Origin of the sequence: Amycolatopsis nivea (assembly GCF_004522235.1) — a bacterium.
Lineage (GTDB): Bacteria > Actinomycetota > Actinomycetes > Mycobacteriales > Pseudonocardiaceae > Amycolatopsis > Amycolatopsis nivea.
The window spans coordinates 233,657-253,109 of the sequence record NZ_SDLT01000004.1; the positions used below are offsets into that span (position 1 = coordinate 233,657).

Sequence of the window (19,453 nt, forward strand, 5' to 3'; positions counted from 1 at the left end):
GTTTGCCCGATAGGTACGGTGAGCCCCATGAGCGTGGAAAAGCCCCAAGTCGAGCGCCCGGACGGACCGCCGCCCGCCGAGCTGCAGATCAAAGACATCACGGTCGGCGACGGCCCCGAAGCCAAGTCCGGCAATGCGGTCAGCGTGCATTACGTCGGCGTCTCGCACTCCACCGGCGCGCAATTCGACGCCTCTTACGACCGCGGTGCGCCGCTCGATTTCCAGCTCGGCGCCGGCCAGGTCATCCCGGGCTGGGACCAGGGCGTGACCGGCATGAAGGTCGGCGGCCGCCGCCAGCTGGTCATCCCGCCGCACCTGGCTTACGGCGAACGCGGCGCGGGCGGCGTGATCGCCCCGAACGAAACGCTGATTTTCGTCGTCGATCTCGTCGGCGTGAGCTGATCTGCACGAAAACGCGGGCAGCCGGGAAAGCCCGAAAGGGCAGCCCCGGCTGATCCCCCTTTCGGGGGAACCGGAAGGCGCCTAACGTTCGCATTGAGTAGTCGTCTTCCGGAGGATATTTCATGCGTTTGCGTGCTGCCCTTTCCGCTGCCTTCCTCGCCGCCGGCGCCGCGCTCGCCGTCGCGGCTCCCGCGTCCGCGGTCGCGAACGGCAACGATGTGGCGCCCGGCGAGTATCCGTTCGCGGCCAAGCTGTCGATGCCCGTCATCCCGCGCGCGGACGGCACCACTTATTCGAGCGGATGCTCGGGTTCCCTGATCGCGCCGCAGTGGATCATCACCGCCGGGCACTGTTTCCACGACGTCAACCGCAAGCCGGTTTCCGGCCCGGTGCCCTACGGGACTTCGGTGCTTCTCGGCGCGACCACCGACGAGCCGGGCAAGGGCGAGCGTCGGCAGGTCACCGAGGTGCAGCAGGCGGGCGTCAACGACGTCGCGCTCGCGAAGCTCGACCAGCCGGTCACCGACATCAAGCCGCTGACTGTTTCGCCCGCCGCGCCGACCAACGGCCAGAAGGTGCTGCTCGCCGGATGGGGCAGCCTGACCGAGGTTTCGCCGAAGCCGTCGGACAAGCTGCAGCAGGGCGAGATGCAGGTGGTCGGCTCGGACGCCACCACCGCGAGCATCATCGGCGTCTCGCCGAAGAAGGACACCAGCGCGTGCAGCTACGACTCGGGCGCGCCGTACTTCGTCGACGACGGCGACAACACCGGCCGGCTCGTCTCGGTCGAGTCGACCGGCCCGGACTGCCCCCACTCCACGCCGGAGACGACCGCGCGCGTCGACATCCTCAAGGACTGGATCGCCTCGCACACCCAGTGAGGACAAGTCGCGAGATCGGTCGGTTTTCGTCGCCCATCAAGGGAATTCCGCATCGCGGACGGTGTCGTTAGCGTGGAAGGCCGAGTTCATCGGCGTCCGCCGGTGACCCGGACGAAGGGACAGAATGCGCGTCCGCGCCGCGATCTCCGCAGCAGTACTCCTGCCCATCCTCACCGCGAGCCCGGCCTTGGCCGTCGCCAACGGTTCTGACGTCCCGCCAGGCCAATTCGGCTTCGCCGCGAAGCTGAGCATGACCGGAATCCCGCTGCCGAACGGAAGCACGTACTCGAGCTTCTGTTCGGCAGCACTAGTCGCACCGCAGTGGATCGTCACCACCGGCCACTGTTTCCACGACGCCAACAAGAACCGGGTGTCCGGCCCGGTGCCGTACCCGACGACGGTGTCGCTGGGTCTGGTCGACGAGACCAAGGAGAAAGGCGTCCAGCGCAAGGTCACCCAGGTCCTGCAAGCCGGCCCGAACGACGTCGCGCTGGCCCAGCTCGACAGCCCGGTCTCCGAGGTCAAGCCGCTCACGGTGAACCACCTGGTGCCAGGCGTCGGACAGCAGGTGACGCTAGCGGGCTGGGGCAGCCGGACGGCGCAGAATCCGGTGCCGTCCAAGCATCTGCAGCAGGGCACGATGAAGATCTCGTCGGTCGGCGGCACGACAGTCGGCATCCACGGCGTCGCGCCGCAAGCGTCCACCAGCGCGTGCACCTACGACACGGGCGCGCCGTACTTCACCGACGGCAAGCTGATCTCGATCGAGAACAACGGCCCGGACTGCCCGCACACCGGCGCGGAGACGACGTCGCGCATCGATGTGATCGCCGACTGGATCGACGAGCACGCGAAGTGAGTACGGTGGAGGGGCCGCCGACCTGAGGAGAGTCGCATGCCCGAGCCGATCCTGACCGCTGTCGCCACCGCGCTGGCCACAAAGGCCGCGACCGGGCTGTATGACCTGGTCAAGCGCAAGTTCTCCGGCAACAGCAAGGCAACCGCGGAACTGGAGGCGGCCACCCCCGACAACCCGGCCACCGTCACCGCACTGGCCGAACGCCTCGACGAGGCCAGCCGCCAGGACCCGGACTTCGGCGCGGCGCTGCGCACCGAGTTCGAGGTTCACCAGGAGGCACGCAGCGGCGGGGTGACGAACCACGTGGGCACCGTGGCCGAAGGGGCCAAGGTCGTTCAGCTGCGTGACGTACAAGGCAATATCAGCCTCTGAGCCTTTTCCGACGACGGCACGGAGCGCGATCGGTAGGATCGCTCTCCGTGCCGTCGTCGTCTTACCCCGTGCCGCGCCGATGGCGCACCGTGCCCACGGAACGGACGCTGCTGGCGGTAGTGCACAACGTCACCGCCGCGACCCGCTTGCTGGACGTGCTGCCGCTGTTCGCCGGGGATCCCCGGGTACAAGTGGTGTTCACGTGCCCTGATTCGAGCGCGTTCACCCGGGGGACGCAGGAGTACCTGGCCGCGCGCGGGATCCCGCTGGAGCCGTGGGAAGACGTCGTGACGGAGGACTTCGACTGGGCGCTGGCCGCCAGTTACGGCGGGGATTTGCATGAATTGCGCGCTCCGTTGACGGTTTTGCCGCACGGAATGGGGTACAATAAATTCTTGGAAACCGGTGAACAGAAAACCGGATCGCAGAAGCCTGTATTCGGATTGTCCAAGCAATGGCTGATGCACAACGGCGAGGTGATCGCCGAACATCACGTCCTGTCCCATCCCGAACAGCTCACCCGGCTGCGGCAGTACTGTCCGGAAGCCGCTGACCACGCCGTCATCGCCGGAGACTCCTGCCTGGACCGCCTGCGCGACGCCCGGGAACTCCGCGAGTCCTACCGCCAAGCTCTCGGCGTAACGGGCGAACAAACCCTGGTACTGATCTCGTCCACGTGGGGCCAACTCTCGTCGTACGGCTCCGGTCCAGACCTTCCCCAACGAATCGCCCAGCAACTACCGTTGGACGAATTCGCCGTCGTCCTGGCCCTGCACCCGAACATCGGTCAGGGCCATTACCCGTGGCAACTGAAAATGTGGCTGCGAGAATGCGAGCGCGCAGGCGTAATCGTCCTGCCGGAAGAAGATCTGTGGCAACCAGCCGCGGTAGCCGCCGACGTCACCATCGGCGATCACGGCTCCGTCACCTACTACTCCGCCTGCCTGGGCACCCCAGTCCTGCTGGCCGCCGCACCGCACGACGCCGTCGATCCGGATTCCCCGGTAGCCGCCCTGCTGCGCGCCGCCCCCGCGCTCACCGACGAAAACCTGGCCGACCAACTGCGCACCGCGACCCAGCCACCAGCCCTGATCGCCGCGACCTCCCTCGCCACCAGCGTCCCCGGCCAGTCCGCCGCCCTCCTGACCGACCTCGGCTACCGCACGCTCAAACTCCCGCCGCCAGCCCGACCAGCCGGATTCATCGCGTTCCCGCTGCCGCGCGTCCACCGCCCCGAGCCCGGCGCACAGTGGGTCCGCGTCCGCGGCGACGACGTCACCAGATTCGCCGCCACCACACCTGAGGCTCACCTAGTAGTCCACGTTGACGGCCCCGACCCGCGCCTGCTGCGCCGCGCCGACATCGTGCTGGGCGACCGATTCCCCGATCCCGGCCGCTGGATCGCCCTCACCCTTGCCGAATTCCCCGGCTGCGAATGGGCCGCCTGCCCAGCCGGATCAGGCTGGCTGGCCGGCAGCCGCGACGGCCTGGTCGTCTCCTTCACCGGCACCGACCTGCCGCAGGCCGTGCCGTCGCTGCTGTACACGCGCGACCTGCTGGGCTTGGATTTCCCCGAAGAACTCCCCTTCACCGCGGGCGGCCGCAAGCACGAGGTGCGCCTGACTGTCCACTATGGATAGTCAGAGCTGTTCGAGCCAGATCAGCAGATCGGTCGCCTCGGCCGTGAATCCGTGCAGCTGTGCGATGCCCAACGCGTCCTCCGCGTGCGCCTTCGCCTGGTCACGGTAGCCACGAGCAAGCGCGGCCTCCGCCCGAGACCGCAACGCGGCGATACGTTCTCGCTGCAGCTTGGCCTTCTCCGCCGCGGCATCGAGTTCGGCCAGCAGAGCCGCGCCTTCCTCGTACGAACCAGCCTCGATCAGCTTCCGCCCCTGCCACAGCCGGATCTTCACCAGATTGCCGGGCTCGTTCTTCAGCCCCTGCTCCGCTTGCGCCAGCAAGACGGCCGCTTCCTCCGGCGGCACGACCTTGGCCAGATGCATCCGGATCAACGCGAGCCTACGAGGATCACCGATCTGCTCGGCAAGCTCGAGACTTTCCCGAAAGCAGGCCTCCGCCTGGCTGTACAGCGAAACCGCTTCCTCGTCCCGTCCCTGCTGCCGCGCGATCAACCCCGGCTCGAAGAACGCGAGCCCTCGTGCTTCCAGCGCGGACGCGTGTTCGTCCGGCGTCGTGGCCAGCTCGGCCGCCGCGGCGTACTGCTCCAACGCCGCCGCCCAATCCCGCCGCTGCAGCTGAGCGAACCCGAGCTGGGTCCGGACCAACCCCTCGGCAAGCGGCATCGCGGCAGCCTGCGCGGCCTGGACCGCGTCCTGGCTCACCGCCAACAGTTCGACGGGGTAAGCGCCGTCTTTGTAGACCGGCCACAACGCCCTCGCCAGCCGGATGACGTTTTCGTGCGCCCCCTCCTGCAACGCGACCTCCGCCGCGGCAGCCAGGTTCCCCTGCTCGTCGAACAACCACTCCCATGCATCCACGTCGGCCGGCACCGGAGTGAAGCCCGGCCAGATCTTCTTCGGCCAGCCAGTCGACAGCGCGCGTTCCGCGATCCGGAGCCCGTGCTCGGCGTAGTAACCGACCACGGCGTCGGAAAGCTCACCGGCCAGCGTCGCTGCGTGCATGCGCGCCAGCTCGGACATCCGGTAGCGACCCCCGATGACCTCGATCAACTTGGCAGAGACCAGCTTCTGCAGGGTGTCCTCGGTGTCGTACTCGTCGAGGGCGAGAAGCGCCGCCACAGTTTCCAGCCGAACGGTGCCGTCGCCCGGATGCGCGCCGAAGACCCGGTACGCCGCTTGCTCACGCTCGCCCATCTGCTCGTAGGCAACGTCGTACACCGCGCTGGCCAGTGCACCTTTCGCTCGGATCCGCCCGACCAGCCGCCGCACCGTCGCACCCGGCCGCGCCAGGAGCACGCCCGCGACGTTGAGTTCCGCGGCAGATCCCGCGCAGATCCGCAGCAGTTCTTTCAGCTGTTCTGGCTCCGCGGCGAGCTTTTCGTCACCCACCAGTGCCGCCAGCACGCCCAGCGCCGCCTCGTCGCTCAACGGTTCCAACTCGACTTCGCGAGCGGAATACCGGGCGCGCAGCGCCTCCAGCCCAGACCCGACTACGAGCACGTACGAGCCGGGATGCGTCGGCAGCAGCGCCTTGACTTCCGCCGCGCTCAACGCGTCGTCGACCAGCAACGCGACCTTGAATTTGGCGGTCTGCGACTGCCACATCGCCGCGCGCCCCTCGAGACTCGCCTGCATCTCGTCCGGCCCGTAACCCAGCTTGGACAGCAACTCGGCCAGCACATCAGCGCCGGCCCGGTGGCCCACGCGCACGTCGTAAAACCGGTCGAACCGGTCCTGATGCTGGTGCAGCCAGGTTTCGCACAGCGTCGTCCGCCCGCTGCCCGGCGCACCTCGCACGATCGCGATCGCTACCCGGTCCGGCACCTCGTCATGAATGCGAGTGAGCGCGGCCAACTGACGCTCGTTGTTCCGGTAATGCTCCGGAGGTGCCTGGACCTGCAACGCCGGCGCCGCGGGCTGCCGCGGCCCGTGGAAGTGCACGTCGCCGTACACGTCGCGCGCCTGGAAGACCTTGTCCGCCTCGCCGTCGAAGTAGTTGCCGTCGCTCACCGTTTCCCCCGCCCAGCTGGTCCCGGCTCAGGCTACCGGAAACGTCACGGTCCGTGTCCAGCCTTTCACCACGATCGGGTCCGGGTAAGGTTCTGACCAGGAATTCCAGGACGGATTTGGTAGAATTGAATTGAGCAGCAAAGCAGCAAAGCAGCAAAGCAGCAAAGCAGCAAAGCAGCAAAGCAGCAAAGCAGCAAAGCAGCAAAGCAGGTGGCGGACCTTCGNGTGGCGGACCTTCGACCCGGTCGTCGTGCTCGGGGTCGTGCGCACCTGGACTTCAGCGATCAAGCTGCTCGAGGTCTGCCGTCTGTTTCAGGATGACCAGCGGATTCGCTTCACGTTCACGGTCGACCGCGGGTCTCGGTTCAGCGCGGGCGTCGAGGAGTTGCTGGCCCGCGCGGAAGCGCATTGCACGCCGTGGGAAAACGTTCCGAAGCTCAATTACGCACTCGCGATCACGGCTAGCGAAAACATCGATTTCGACCACGTCTCCGGACCGGTTCTCGTTCTTCCGCACGGCGTCGGATTCCACAAGTACGTTCCCGACTCCGGCTCGGCAGGCACCCGGCTTTCCGGGCTGATCCCGTCCGCCGCGCTGCGGTCCGGGCGGGTGTTGATGGCGGTGTCGCATCCGAGCCAGCAGAAACAGTTGCGCGACGCCGACCCGCTGACCGACGGCAGGACCGTGCTCGTCGGCGATCCGCAGTTCGAGCAGCTTCTCCGGAGCGAACCGCACCGCGAGCACTACCGTGCCGCGCTCGGCGTGGCTGATCGCACATTCGTGCTGGTCAGCTCTACCTGGGGGAAGACCTCGTTGATCGGCCGCCGTCCTCGGCTCCCGGCCGAGCTGCTGGCGTCACTGGACTATGACTCCGCGGCCGTCGGTCTCGTGCTCCATCCCAACGTCTGGTCGCGCTACCGGCCGTTCCAGATCCGGTCCTGGTTCGCCGCGGCCGAGGACGCCGGGCTGCTGCTCCTCCCGCCGGAACGCGGATGGCAAGCCGCCATCGTCGCCGCGGATGTCGTCGTCGGGGACCACGGATCGGTCTCTTTGCTGGCCGCCGCGACGGGACGGCCGTTGCTGCTTGGCACGTTCGGCAGCGAGGTCGTGCCCGGCACCAGCGCCGAACTGCTCGGTCAGCACGCGTCCCGGCTCACCTGGGACCGGCCGTTGCGGGACCAAATCGACGAGGCCGAAACCCAGCCGTGGCAGCAGGATCTCGCTGAGCGCACCTTTTCGAACCCGCACGGAGCAACCGCGGAACTGCACGCGCTCGTACTCCGTCTGACGGATCTCGAACCCCGTCCGCTCGAACTCCTTCGCGCACCGGACCCGGAACCGAATCCCATCACTCCGCTCGCCTTCACCGCGTACCCGGAGTTCACCGGCCCGGATTCCCTTACCTTGCATCGGTTTCCCCGCTCGGTGGAAGAATGGCGACCCGACGTCGAGCGAGCCTCAACCAGACTGAGACACGTGGTCGCCGACGAAAGCGACGGCAACCTCGGCCGGATCGGCAACGCCACCGTGCTCACCAGAACCGCACTGCGTCCTGCACCAGAAGACTGGTGTGCCAACGCATTGCGACTCCATCCTGCCTGCGCGCTGGCAGCAGCTGCCGTCCCGGACGGATGTGTCGCGCGCACCAGGGACGGCGAGATGTTCACCGTCACCGGCTCAGCTGACGTCGCCGCGCTGGCTTCGACGCTGCACGCGTGTCTGGCGACTGGTCGAGAGGGTGGGCGTCCGTTGTCCCTACGACTCGGCTCCGTCGAGACCACCGTCGTTTTCTGACGCCAACTTATCCGCCCGCGGACTACCCAGTTCTCGATACAGCTGAATCGCCCGACCCAGGTGACTGCGCGCCTCCACCGGATTCTCCACGACCAGCGCACCGTGCAGCGCCTCCCGAGCCTGGGCCTCGTAGAAAGTCGCCCCGCTCGTTTGGAAAGCCTCTGCCGCCGCCGTCAACGCGTCGACGCCGCCCGCCAGCCCAGTGCGTACGCGCACCTGACCGGTGATCAGCAAGGCGCGCGCAGCCGAGCGACTGTCGCCAAGCTCGCCGAACGCGCGATGCGCTGTTTCCAACTCACGCAGGCCCTCCGCATCGCCGAGCGACTGGCCGAGGAACATCCGGCTCAGCGCCTCTCCCCGGGCCTCCCCAGCCGCCTCGTTCAACTCGATCGACTCGCGGTACCTCTGCTGCGCCAGCTCCGGTTGATCGGTCAAATCGTGGTACCGGCCAGCGAACTCTCGCACCGAGGCCCGCAGCACGAGGTGCCCGTCCTGATCCGCCAGCTCGATCGAACGTCGCACGAAGTCCCCGGCTTGCTCGAACTGCTCGAGATCCGTCAGCGGACGCGACGCCAGACTCCGCAACCGCGCCTCCGCCGCGCGATTCCCGGCCTCTTCCGCGGCCTTGATGCCGTGCCGGAGACTGCTGAGCGAATCGGCCTGCCGCTTGCGGTCGAAGTAGTAGGCCGCGAGCGACTCGGCGATCTGCCAAATCTCGTCGACCAGGCCGATCTTCTCGGCCACCGGCAGCAATTCGTGCAGCGCGCGCCGGTTCTCCTCGAACCAGGCCAATCCGTTGGCCCGGCGATCGCCGCTGAAGGGGTCCGCGATCTCCGGCGCGTCCGCGACCCGGTACCGCTCCACGCCGATCATCGCCGCGTCCGCGTAGTAGGCGGCATTGCGGAAGCCGCGCACCACCCGGGCCAGCGCCTCGTGCGTTTCCTCGTCGTCCAGTCCCGAAAGGGATGCCGCGTGGTCATGGACGAGCGGATGCATGGAGTACCGGCCGTGCTCTTCCTGGAGCACCTTCAGCAGAACCAGCTCGGCGAGAATGTCCCTCGACGTGGCCTCGTCCAGCCCGATCAGCAGATCGAAGACCGGCGGGGTGAAGTCGATCGCCGGGTACGCGCCGAGCAGCCGGTATGCGCGCTGAGCAGGTTCGGTCGCTTCCTGGTACGTCGCTTCGAACACCGGGTTCCCCTTATTCGGCCCACGGTCGGATCGCATCAACTCGGCGCGTGAACGCCGAAGCCGGGCAGCCAGCTCCGGCAACGAAGGACACCGCCCGACCACCACGAGCGTCGCGGCGTTCCGGAGGGCCAACGGCAATCCGCCGCAGTAGCCGAGGATCTCAGCTACCACCGGATCGTCTGGGTCCGCGTCCAGTCCGCTCAGCTCGCGAAACAACTCAGCAGCCTGCTCGTCGTCGAGCGGCTCGACGGGGATCGTCTCGCCGCCGACCTCGCGGACCTCAAGCCGCGACTCCACGCGGCCCGCGACGAGCACCAGCCAATCCCGTCCGCCAGGCATCAACTGCAGAAACTGCTCGGATTCCGTGACATTCTCCAGCAACAGCACGGCAGCCGCCCCGGACGACCGCCTTCGCCACAGACTCGCCAACCCAGGTTCGGCGGGCATCACTTCGTCGCGAACCCCGTCGCGACGCAACAACGAACGCAGCGCCGCGGAAATCACCGACTCGCCGTCGACCGTGTGCGTCGCGTAATCCGTGTAATAGGCCCCGCCGGGATAGCGGTCTTTTACTTGCTCAGCGACATACCGGGCCAACGCGCGCCGACCGACCCCAGTCAATCCGTCGAACACGACGAGCGGTACACGCTGATCGGCAAGACAGGCCTCGATTTGTTCGTTTCGCCCGACCAATCGCCGCAGCGCTCGTGGCGTTTCGTGCGGCACCACCCGTTCGGGTCCCGGCAGCTGCTGGTTGACCGTGCCGATGTACTGCGCCTGCACGAGAGAACTGCCGCCGTCGACCGATCTGACTTCGTTGTGCACTAGTCCGCCCCTCACCCCGAGTCACCGCAAGCTTACCGATTCACCGCAGCGCGAGCATCAACATCGCACTGTCTGAACGCTGCCCACGAACCGCGGTCTGCGTCATTTCCAGGACACACCGTGACAGCTTGGTTACCATCAGATCAGCTCAGTGAAGGTACGGGCATGGCCAGGCGCAAGGGGAGGACGCAGATGGCCGAACGAGCACGTCCCCGGAATCCTCGCCCCAGCCTGCCGCTCTCTTCAGCGACCGCTTTCGCAGAAGGAAGAGAGAACCCGCAACGGCAACCATGACGGGCGATGAGGATTGAGGGGTGGGAAACATGGTTCATCAAGGCAAAGAGTTTGGCGTTGACCTGTATGAACTGGAGAAAGTGGCAAAGGTCGACTTCCCGGCCGTCTCGGCCTGCTACGGGGACGCGATCAGCAGCTGCGATCGGATCCTCGGCGGCGTGGATCGCGCGATGCGCCGCCCAGAGCAGTTCGGCGGCGGCGCGTTAGGGCCGGTCTACCAGGCATATCTTGATCTGCACGAGACTGTCGCCGGATTCCTCAAGGAAACGAAGACCAATCTGGACGACACGGCTGCCGCGCTCGGCACAGCGGCACAGCATTACGCGGGTACCGACCAATCAGCGAGCGACGAACTGCACCGCCGCGCCCGCACCGACCCGGACCTGGACGGCAAGCTGTGACCTTCGACCAGCTTATGCAGCACGCCAAAGACATCAAGGACAAGGCCGTCGAGCTGGCGATCAAGGAACATGATCAAAAGTACGCGACGCAATCCGGAGTGGTCCGCGACCCTGGACCGTTCAACCAGCACTACTCGTTCATCGAATCGATGTTCGAGCCGTTTTCCAGGATGCCCGATCCCTCCGCGTACGACCCGCTGATCGCCGACCTCAACGCGGCGATGGCCAAGGTGAACCCCGGGTCGGTGCACACGACCGAACTCAGCAGCGAGGTGAGTCTGGGCAACCCGGTTTTGGACAAGATGACGACCGCGGGCAGCTACCTCCAAGGCTGGACCGGCGAGGCGGCGATGGCGTTCAAGGCCGGTTTCATCGACACCTTCAAAACTGTCGCGGGGAACCAGTTCACCGTGTTGTCCACCCTCAAGGGTGTCCTGCAGGCGCACCAGGCAATGTGGGCCAAGGCCCGCGACGACGTCGACAAGATCGCGGAAAACACCAAGAACGCGCTGGACAACGCTGGGGGTTGCGGCAAGAACCAGTGGACTTTCGATTTCTCGGTGCTCTCCGCGGTCGGCGCGGTCGGCGGTGTTTTCGTCGCTATCGCGACGGGAGGCGTGGTGCCGCTGGCCGCGATCGGGGCGGTCGCTTCCGCGGGCAGCGCGGGCGTGGCCGGACTCACCGCATCGGGGGACTCCGTCGAGACGATCATCAACTCGATGAAGCAGGCGATCGACGAGCTCCACCGGCACATCGAAGAGGTCGAGACGCGGGAGATCGCGGACAAGGTGCGGGCGCTCGCCGGCGCCGTGCGCGCGAACAAAGACAAGCTCGTCTCCGCCCGGCCGAAGCTGGCCGGAATGAACGAACATGACCTGGCCAGCGACAGCGGCATGGGCGGATCGGACTGACGACAGGAGGGGACTGTGCCGGATCTTGCCGAGAGGCTCGACGGAATTCAGGTACGCGTGCGCGCACCTGGTGCGGAAATCGAAGCCGAGTTGCGCCGACGCACCGACATCACCGTGTCGTTCGGAGAAAGCGTCTACGACTTCATCGACGAATCAGCTCTGGAGACCGCGCTGGCCAGCCTGGCGCGGCTGCTGTGGGCCGGGTGGCAGAGGCAGTACCGGGCGGCGATCGACGAGACCGGCCTGAACATCGGTGTTGACGACCTGCGTGATTCACATTTCTTCACCGACCGGGCCAACGTCGAAGCAGTCGGCGCGTCAGCAGGCGAACGGGTCACTATCTCCGCGGTAGGCATGGAGAATTTCTCGGTCGCGATCAAGCCCGGAACCGTCCGCGAGATACCCGAAGACCAGTTCAGCGTCGATGTTTCCGATGCGGCGGCGAAGTTGATCCAGGACTTCCAAGCCCAGGTGGACGAGCTGAAGAAGCGGTACTACGAATGAAAAAACGCAACCTGGTCGTGGCCGGAATCGTCACGACGCTAGTCGTAGCCGCCGGGGTCGTCACGGTGGTGCTGTCCACCCGCGGCGACTCGGCGGCGAAGCCGTGCGATATTCCGAATTCAGTCCGAGAACAGCCGGTGTCGGCGAAGAGCGCACCGGGCGGCGGTGCGGTCGAGGTCGCGGAAAAGGGCGTTTCGTCGTCCGGGCTGGCGAGCATGGGTGCGGTGCTGCGCAACACCAGCGACCGCATCGCCTACCGGACCAAAGTCACGTTCAAGGTGATCGTCTCCGTCAACGGCCTGCCGCCCGGCCCGATTCAGGGCGCGCCGATGACCATGGAGGTCCCGGTGCTGCTGCCAGGTCAACGAGCCGGCATCGGCAGGCCGCTCATCAACGTCGGCGGGACAGACAAGGTGATCTCGGCCGACGTCGACGTCCAAACGACGACCTGGCTGCCGAACGGCGCGCTCGGCGGATTCACCCCGGCGACCGACACCTACGAGTCGACCAGCCGCGCGAAGGCGTCGCTGCCCGCCGACGCGGTCCGATACACCGAGAAATCGACGAACTGCCGGGCATTGGCGAGCCGCCGTACCGCCGTCGTGTTCCGCGACGCGAACGGCGCGATCGTGGGCGGCGACCTGGTGCCTCCGGACGGCAAGGGCAACCCGGCGGGCAGCCCGCAAGAACCGCCGTCGAGCCCGTCCTGCTCGCCAGGAGAACGCAGCACCTGGATCGTCCCGCTGCAGAACATCCCGAAGAACGCAGACGACAACCACACCGAGCTGTACTCGTACTGCGATCTCAACGCCCCCCACCCAGACGTGAACGACGCCTTCTAACCACCACCCACCAAAAAATGTGCCCTGGCCCACACCCACCGCAACAACCCAGTCCGACCGAGCCCGCCCAAAACCGGCCATGCCCGCCAACCGCACCAAAGGCACCGCGGGGGTCCGGGGGCTCGGCCCCCGGGTCAAAGGACGACCGACAACGGAAAAGGCCCCCAGTCGCGCAAGCGGCTGGGGGCCTGACCATGGTGGGCGAGGAGGGAGTTGAACCCTCACGTCCTTTCGGACACACGGACCTGAACCGTGCGCGTCTGCCATTCCGCCACTCGCCCGAGTTGCTTCCTTGAGGCAGCCAGCAAAGCTTAGCAGGGCCTTCTGACGGGTTTCACCGGGGGCATGCCCAACCCTTCCTCCCCCGGATAGGATCGATGCGGAAGCACACGTGTGAGGAGGTTGTCCCCGGTGGGTCGCGTTGAGCGCTTTGACAGGCGACTCGAGAACCTGGTGGGGAATACTTTCGCGCGCATGTTCGGCGGCAACGTCGTCACGCAGGAAGTGGCGGTTGCGCTCGAGAGGGAAGGCGAGGAGAACGTTCGTGAGCTGGCAGGCGGTCGGCAGCTCGCCCCGAATCACTACATCGTGTCGTTGGGGGCGGCTGACCACGATCGCATGGCCGGCGATGAGCAGCGGGTCACCGGGGTTCTCGCGAGGGCGGTGGCGGAACACCTCGCCGCGCAGGGCTGGGACACCTATGGTGACGTCGTCGTATCACTCGAGCGCAACGAGGCGCTGCATACTGGACAGTTCAAGACCCGTTCGTCCGTCGATCCCGACGCCCGCGACACTGCGGGAGAAGGGCCGTCACGGTCGGCACGACCCAGCAACGCAGGAGACCCACCAATGAGCCAGCCCCCCGGCTACGGCCAATACGACCAGGGTGACCCGTACGGCCAGCAGGGCCAGTACGGCTACGGACAGCAGGGTGGCCAGCAGCCCGGGTACGACCAGGGTTACGGCGGCCAGCCTCCCGCGCAGGGCTACGACCAGGGCTACGGCGGCCAGCCCCCCGCGCAGGGCTACGACCAGTACGGCGGACAGGCTCCGCAGCCCGGGTACGACCAGGGCTACGGCGGGCAGCCGCCCGCGCAGGGCTACGACCAGGGTTACGGCCAGCAGGGCGGCTACGACCAGGGTTACGGCGGCCAGGCTCCGCAGGGCGGGTACGACCAGGGTTACGGGCAGCCGCAGCAGGGCTATGACCAGGGTTACGGCCAGGCCCCGCAGGCCGGCTACGACCAGGGTTACGGCCAGCAGGGCGGGTACGACCAGTACGGCGGCCAGCCGCAGGCGGCTTACGGGCAGGACCCGTACGCGCAGCAGGGCGCCCCGGCCGCGGGCAGGCAGCTTCAGGCGAGCCTCCAGCTGGACGACGGCTCCAACCGCACCTACTCGCTGAAGCAGGGCGGCAACGTCGTCGGCCGCGGGCAGGACGCGGACTTCCGGCTTCCGGACACCGGCGTTTCGCGGCGGCACCTGGAGATCACCTGGGACGGGCAGAGCGCGACGCTCGCCGACATCGGGTCGACCAACGGGACCACGGTCAACGGCACTCCGGTGCAGACGTGGCAGCTGGCGGACGGCGACGTGATCCGGGTGGGTCATTCGTCTCTGGTGTTCCGAACCCAGGGCTGATCGCAGACCGTCCACGGGGTTCCCGCAGAATTGTCATGCGGGGGGAACCGCGGTGCGCGTGGCGCCGCGGCTTGCAGGCACAGGCGGGAGCGGACACAACAAGTGCCAGAGCTGGTCGTTCAACTCACCAGAGTGGGCTTTCTCGTGCTGCTCTGGCTCTTTGTGTTCGCCGCGCTCCGAGTCGTGCGCTCGGACCTCTACGCCGCGTCGGGCCTTCGGGTCCAGGTGCCGTCCTTCCGCCGCAACAAAGAGAAGAAGCCGCGGGGCAGCAAGGCCCCGCAGCAGTTGCTCGTGACGCACGGGGCCCTCGCGGGCACCCGCATCGCGCTCGACGGGCGGCCGATCCTGATCGGCCGGGCCGACGACTCGACGCTGGTGCTCGACGACGACTACGCATCGACCCGGCACGCCCGGATCGCGCTGCGCGGGGAGGACTGGTACGTGGAAGATCTGGGCTCGACGAACGGGACCTACCTCGACCGGGCTAAGGTCACTGCACCCCTCCGGGTCCCGCTCGGAGTCCCCATCCGGATCGGCAAGACGGTGATCGAGCTTCGCCCATGACTCTCGTCCTCCGCTACGCGGCCCGCAGCGACCGGGGCCTGGTGCGTTCCAACAACCAGGACTCCGTGTACGCCGGCCCGCGTCTCCTCGCGCTCGCCGACGGCATGGGCGGGCACGCCGCAGGTGAGGTGGCCAGCAAGGTCGTCATCGCCTCGCTCGCCCCGCTCGACGACGACGAGCCGGGCGACGACCTGCTCGCCCAGCTTCGCGAAGCCGTCCAGAACGGCAACGCGGCGATCGCCGAACTGGTCTCCCAGGACCCCGACCTGGACGGCATGGGCACCACGCTCACCGCCGTCCTGTTCGCGGGAAGCAGACTTGGTCTGGTCCACGTCGGCGACTCGCGCGCGTATCTGATGCGCGGCGGCCAGTTCGCCCAGATCACCCGCGACGACAGTTTCGTCAACGAACTGCTCGAACAGGGCCGCATCACGCCGGAAGAGGCCGCGGTGCACCCGCAGCGGTCGCTGCTGCTCAAGGCGCTCACCGGACACGAGGTCGAGCCGAGCCTGACCGTGCGCGAGGCGCGTCCCGGTGACCGGTACCTGATTTGCTCCGACGGTTTGTCCGGAATGGTCAGCGACGAAACGCTCGCCGAGGCCGTGCAGATCCCGGACCCGCAGGACTGCGCCGACCGGATGATCGAGCTGGCGCTCAAGGGCGGCGGCACGGACAACGTGACCGTCATCATCGCCGACGTGGTCGACGTCGATTTCGGCGACGACGCCCCGATCGTGGGCGGCGCGGCTGGCGACGGCAGCGACGAGATGCATCAGGGCGATTCCCCGGCGGCGAGGGCGCGCGCGCTGACCCAGCCGCCGCCGCAGCCGCGACCGGAGCAGCAGCCCCCGCCGGAAGACCCGAAAGCGAAACGGCGGAAACGGTTCCGCTGGCTCGTGGGGGCGGTCGTGGTGCTGATCGTGCTGGGCGCCGCCGCGATCGCGACTCGATACTTCGTGCTCAGCCAGTACTACGTCGGAGAAGGCCCCGATCAGGAGGTCGTGATCTACCGCGGCGTCCCGGGCAGCATCCTCGGCATCGACCTGCACTCGCTCGAGCAGGGCTCGTGCCCGCCGGGCCAGCTGTGCACCGACAAGCTCCGCGTCTCCGCGTTGCAGGAGGACGCGCGCATCGCCGTGCAGAACGGTGTGAAGCGCGAAAGCCTCGACGACGCGCGCAAGTACATCGACGATTTCCTGCGTCTCAAGAAGAAGCTGTCGGACTGCAAGCCGGCCAATCCTCCGGGCACCCCGCAGTCGGGCGCGCCCTCGTCCAGCGTGGCGCCTCCCGGGGGCACGCCTTCGTCGGCGAACCAGCCTGCGGGGAGGGACTGCTCGACGGCGGGTACGCCGCCGACGGGGGGCGGTAACTGATGGGCCAGCCGCTGGCCGACCCGACGTCCGCCCAGTTCGCCACGAATCCGCCGCGAGACCTCCCCAAGCGCAGGGGCACGGAGCTCGCGTTGCTGGCGTTCGCGGCGGGCATCGTCACGCTCGCGCTGGTCATCGTCGAGGCCAACCAGGAGCAGGAGCTGACGCTCTCGATCCTGTGGGTGGGACTCGCTTACCTCGGCGTGCTCGCCACGACGCACCTCGCCGTGCGCCGGTGGGCCCCGTACGCGGACCCGGTGCTGCTGCCGTGCGTCGCGCTGCTCAACGGGATCGGGCTGGTGATGATTCACCGGCTCGATCTGGCGAAGGCCGAATCGTTCATGCAGCGCGGCAAGGAGTACTCGCCGGAGATCACCAAGCAGCTGCTGTTCACCGCGGTTTCGCTGGTGCTGTTCGTGATCGTGCTCGTGGTGGTCAACGACCACCGCACGCTGACCCGCTACAGCTACATCGCCGGACTGGTCGGGCTCGGCGCGCTCGCGCTGCCCGCGGTGCTGCCCGCCAGCCTGTCCGAGGCGGGCGGCGCGAAGGTGTGGCTGAAGCTGCCGTTCTTCTCGATCCAGCCGGGCGAGTTCGCGAAGATCCTGCTGATGATCTTCTTCGCGTCGTTCCTGGTGTCCAAACGCGATTTGTTCATGGTGGCGGGCAAGAAGTTCCTCGGCGTGGAACTGCCGCGCGCCCGTGACCTCGGCCCGATCCTGATCGCCGCCGCCGTCGCGATCGGCGTGCTGGTGTTCGAGAAGGACCTCGGCACGTCGCTGCTGTATTTCAGCATCATCCTGGTGATGCTCTACGTCGCGACCGAACGCGCGATCTGGGTCGTCGTCGGGCTGACGTTCTTCATCGGCGGCTGCATCATCGCCTACAACCTGTTCGGCCACGTGCAGCAGCGGGTCGAGAACTGGACCGACCCGCTCGGCCCTCGCTACGACGTGCTCGGCGGCAGTTACCAGCTCGCGCAGGCGTTGTTCGGGCTCGGCACCGGCGGCGTCGGCGGCACCGGGCTCGGCGCCGGCCGTCCGGACATCCCGCCCGCCGCGAGCACCGACTTCATCACCGCCGCGATCGGCGAGGAGCTCGGCTTCATCGGCCTGGCCGCGGTGCTGATGCTGTACATGCTGCTGGCGATGCGCGGCATGCGCAGCGCGCTGGCGGTGCGCGACACGTTCGGCAAACTGCTCGGCGGCGGGCTCGCCTTCACCATCGTGATCCAGATCTTCGTGGTCGTCGGCGGCGTCACCGCGCTCATCCCGGAAACCGGCGTCACCGCGCCGTTCCTGTCCTACGGCGGCTCTTCGCTGCTGGCGAACTACATCCTGGTCGCCCTGATGCTGCGCATTTCGGACGCGGCGCGCAGGCCGGCCTCCCGGCCGAAGCCGCAGCAGCCGCAGGCTCCGATCGCCGAGGCGCACACCGTCATGGTGCGGCGTCCGCCCGCCGAAGGCGACCCGAACGGGAGGACCGCGTGAACGCCCCCCTGCGCAAGGTCGGCATGGCGATGCTCGCGATGATCGTGCTGCTGCTGGCCAACATCACCTACGTCCAGGTCATCAAGGCCGACACGTACCGCACCGATCCGCGCAACCAGCGCGTGCTCTACGACGAGTACTCCCGGCAGCGCGGGCAGATCGTCACGCCGGACGGCACCGTGCTCGCCGGCGTGAAGCCCTCGACCGACAAGTTCAAGTTCTTCCGCACCTACGCCGACGGCCCGATGTACGCCCCGGTCACCGGGTACTACTCGATCAACTACGGCGCGGGCGGGCTCGAGCGCGCCGAGGACGACGTGCTGAACGGATCGGACCCGCGGCTGTTCGTGCGCAGGCTGTCGGACATGGTCACCGGCCGCGATCCGCGCGGCGGCAACGTGAAGCTCACCATCGACCCGAAGGTGCAGAAGGCCGCCTACGACCTGATGACGCAGCGCGGCTACACCGGCGCGGTGGTCGCGATGGAGCCGAAGACCGGCCGCATCCTGGCAATGGTCTCGACCCCGTCGTACGACCCCAACCAGCTCGCGACGCACGGCACCGACCAGAACAAGGCCTGGGACGCCTACTCCAAGGACAAGAACAACCCGATGCTGAACCGGGCGATCTCGGAGAACTACCCGCCGGGGTCGACGTTCAAGATCGTCACCGCGACCGCGGCGCTGGAGAGCGGGATCGGCCCGGACACCCAGATCAGCACCGCGCCGAACGTGCAGCTGCCGGGCACGAACACGACGCTGGAGAACTACGGCGGCGAAACCTGCCCCGGCAACACGTTCAAGGACGCCCTGGCGCACTCGTGCAACGTCCCGTTCGCGACGTTCGCCGGCCAGCTCGGCGCGGACAAGATGAAGGCGGCCGCGACCAACTTCGGCATCGGGCAGAACGACCTGACCGTGCCGATGCGGGTCGTCGGCTCGACCGTCGGCGCGCTCGACTCGCCGGGCGCGCTCTACCAGAGCGGCATCGGCCAGCGCGACGTCCGGCTCACTCCGCTGCAGGACTGCCTGCTTTCGGCGACCGTCGCGAACAACGGCTACGCGATGAAGCCGCAGCTGATCGAGTCGATCCTGGCCCCGGACCTGTCGACGGTCGAGAACGTCGACCCGGAGCAGCTCACCGGCAAGCCCGCGCTGTCGCCGGAGAACGACAAGATCCTCACCGACATGATGATCGCGTCGGAGTCCTTCACCAAGGGCGGCGGCAAGAACGACGCGCTGAAGATCGCGTCGAAGACCGGCACCGCCGAGCACGGCGCCGACTCGAAGAACACCCCGCCGCACGCGTGGTACACCGCGTTCGCGCCGTCGGACAACCCGCAGATCGCCGTGTCGGTCATCGTCGAGAACGGCGGCAACCGCGGTCTCGCCGCGACCGGCGGCTCGGTGGCCGCCGAGATCGGCCGTGCCGCCATCGCCGCCCGGCTCGGGGGTGGATAGC

17 protein-coding genes and 1 tRNA gene are annotated in these 19,453 nt (G+C 67.6%); 15 read left to right on the forward strand and 3 right to left on the reverse strand.

Annotated features, from left to right (window positions below):
• Positions 1–27: 27 nt before the first annotated feature.
• The 5 genes from EIZ44_RS06925 to EIZ44_RS06945 all read left to right on the forward strand — a co-directional run bounded on the left by EIZ44_RS06925 (position 28) and on the right by EIZ44_RS06945 (position 4,154).
• Positions 28–402 (forward strand): FKBP-type peptidyl-prolyl cis-trans isomerase, encoded by a 375-nt coding sequence (locus EIZ44_RS06925; RefSeq protein ID WP_037809223.1) that lies wholly within the window; start codon positions 28–30, stop codon positions 400–402.
• Between the two features lie 122 nt (positions 403–524).
• Entirely contained in the window at positions 525–1,283 is a 759-nt protein-coding gene (locus EIZ44_RS06930; protein WP_037809222.1) for a S1 family peptidase, read from the forward strand.
• 124 nt (positions 1,284–1,407) lie between these two features.
• Positions 1,408–2,142 carry a S1 family peptidase gene (locus EIZ44_RS06935; protein WP_134728022.1) on the forward strand — a complete coding sequence of 245 codons (735 nt, stop codon included), beginning with the start codon at positions 1,408–1,410 and terminating at the stop codon, positions 2,140–2,142.
• Between the two features lie 36 nt (positions 2,143–2,178).
• Entirely contained in the window at positions 2,179–2,514 is a 336-nt protein-coding gene (locus EIZ44_RS06940) for a hypothetical protein (protein WP_037809218.1), read from the forward strand.
• 47 nt (positions 2,515–2,561) lie between these two features.
• Positions 2,562–4,154 carry a hypothetical protein gene (locus EIZ44_RS06945; protein ID WP_134728023.1) on the forward strand — a complete coding sequence of 531 codons (1,593 nt, stop codon included), beginning with the start codon at positions 2,562–2,564 and terminating at the stop codon, positions 4,152–4,154.
• Here the strand turns inward: EIZ44_RS06945 and EIZ44_RS06950 are convergent, their stop codons facing one another.
• Positions 4,155–6,164 (reverse strand): ATP-binding protein, encoded by a 2,010-nt coding sequence (locus EIZ44_RS06950; protein WP_134728024.1) that lies wholly within the window; start codon positions 6,162–6,164, stop codon positions 4,155–4,157.
• Between the two features lie 262 nt (positions 6,165–6,426).
• Between EIZ44_RS06950 and EIZ44_RS06955 the strand changes: the two genes are divergently transcribed.
• Complete coding sequence (locus EIZ44_RS06955) at positions 6,427–7,959, forward strand: hypothetical protein (RefSeq protein ID WP_167754015.1); 1,533 nt, start codon at positions 6,427–6,429, stop codon at positions 7,957–7,959.
• Here EIZ44_RS06955 and EIZ44_RS06960 read toward each other — a convergent pair.
• A complete protein-coding gene (locus EIZ44_RS06960) occupies positions 7,921–9,975 on the reverse strand; it encodes a hypothetical protein (protein ID WP_134728026.1) in 2,055 nt (684 codons plus the stop codon). The two genes, EIZ44_RS06955 and EIZ44_RS06960, sit on opposite strands and share 39 nt — an antisense overlap.
• 314 nt (positions 9,976–10,289) lie before the next feature.
• Between EIZ44_RS06960 and EIZ44_RS06965 the strand changes: the two genes are divergently transcribed.
• Genes EIZ44_RS06965 through EIZ44_RS06980 form a run of 4 tightly spaced genes read left to right on the forward strand, consistent with a single transcriptional unit; the run spans position 10,290 to position 12,927 of the window.
• On the forward strand, positions 10,290–10,670 hold the full coding sequence (locus EIZ44_RS06965; protein ID WP_439098585.1) for a type VII secretion target: 381 nt from the start codon (positions 10,290–10,292) through the stop codon (positions 10,668–10,670).
• Positions 10,667–11,581, forward strand: coding sequence for a hypothetical protein (locus EIZ44_RS06970; RefSeq protein WP_043831317.1), 915 nt, complete (start codon positions 10,667–10,669; stop codon positions 11,579–11,581). The genes EIZ44_RS06965 and EIZ44_RS06970 overlap by 4 nt, the downstream gene beginning before the upstream one ends.
• Positions 11,582–11,596: 15 nt before the next feature.
• A complete protein-coding gene (locus EIZ44_RS06975) occupies positions 11,597–12,085 on the forward strand; it encodes a hypothetical protein (RefSeq protein ID WP_134728027.1) in 489 nt (162 codons plus the stop codon).
• Complete coding sequence (locus EIZ44_RS06980) at positions 12,082–12,927, forward strand: hypothetical protein (RefSeq protein WP_134728028.1); 846 nt, start codon at positions 12,082–12,084, stop codon at positions 12,925–12,927. The genes EIZ44_RS06975 and EIZ44_RS06980 overlap by 4 nt, the downstream gene beginning before the upstream one ends.
• A gap of 195 nt (positions 12,928–13,122) precedes the next feature.
• Here the strand turns inward: EIZ44_RS06980 and EIZ44_RS06985 are convergent.
• Positions 13,123–13,208 (reverse strand) — tRNA-Leu (locus EIZ44_RS06985).
• A gap of 130 nt (positions 13,209–13,338) precedes the next feature.
• On the opposite strand from EIZ44_RS06985, the gene EIZ44_RS06990 reads away from it, so the two are divergent.
• From EIZ44_RS06990 to EIZ44_RS07010, 5 genes are all read left to right on the forward strand, one after another.
• Positions 13,339–14,568, forward strand: coding sequence for an FHA domain-containing protein (locus tag EIZ44_RS06990; RefSeq protein WP_037809472.1), 1,230 nt, complete (start codon positions 13,339–13,341; stop codon positions 14,566–14,568).
• A gap of 102 nt (positions 14,569–14,670) precedes the next feature.
• Entirely contained in the window at positions 14,671–15,132 is a 462-nt protein-coding gene (locus EIZ44_RS06995) for an FHA domain-containing protein FhaB/FipA (protein ID WP_037718919.1), read from the forward strand.
• Entirely contained in the window at positions 15,129–16,505 is a 1,377-nt protein-coding gene (locus tag EIZ44_RS07000) for a PP2C family protein-serine/threonine phosphatase (RefSeq protein ID WP_037809208.1), read from the forward strand. Before EIZ44_RS06995 ends, EIZ44_RS07000 begins: the two co-directional genes overlap by 4 nt.
• Positions 16,505–17,992 carry an FtsW/RodA/SpoVE family cell cycle protein gene (locus EIZ44_RS07005; protein ID WP_037809207.1) on the forward strand — a complete coding sequence of 496 codons (1,488 nt, stop codon included), beginning with the start codon at positions 16,505–16,507 and terminating at the stop codon, positions 17,990–17,992. Before EIZ44_RS07000 ends, EIZ44_RS07005 begins: the two co-directional genes overlap by 1 nt.
• Positions 17,989–19,452, forward strand: a complete 1,464-nt coding sequence (locus EIZ44_RS07010) for a peptidoglycan D,D-transpeptidase FtsI family protein (protein ID WP_037809202.1) — start codon at positions 17,989–17,991, stop codon at positions 19,450–19,452. Before EIZ44_RS07005 ends, EIZ44_RS07010 begins: the two co-directional genes overlap by 4 nt.
• The last annotated feature ends 1 nt before the right edge of the window (position 19,453 follow it).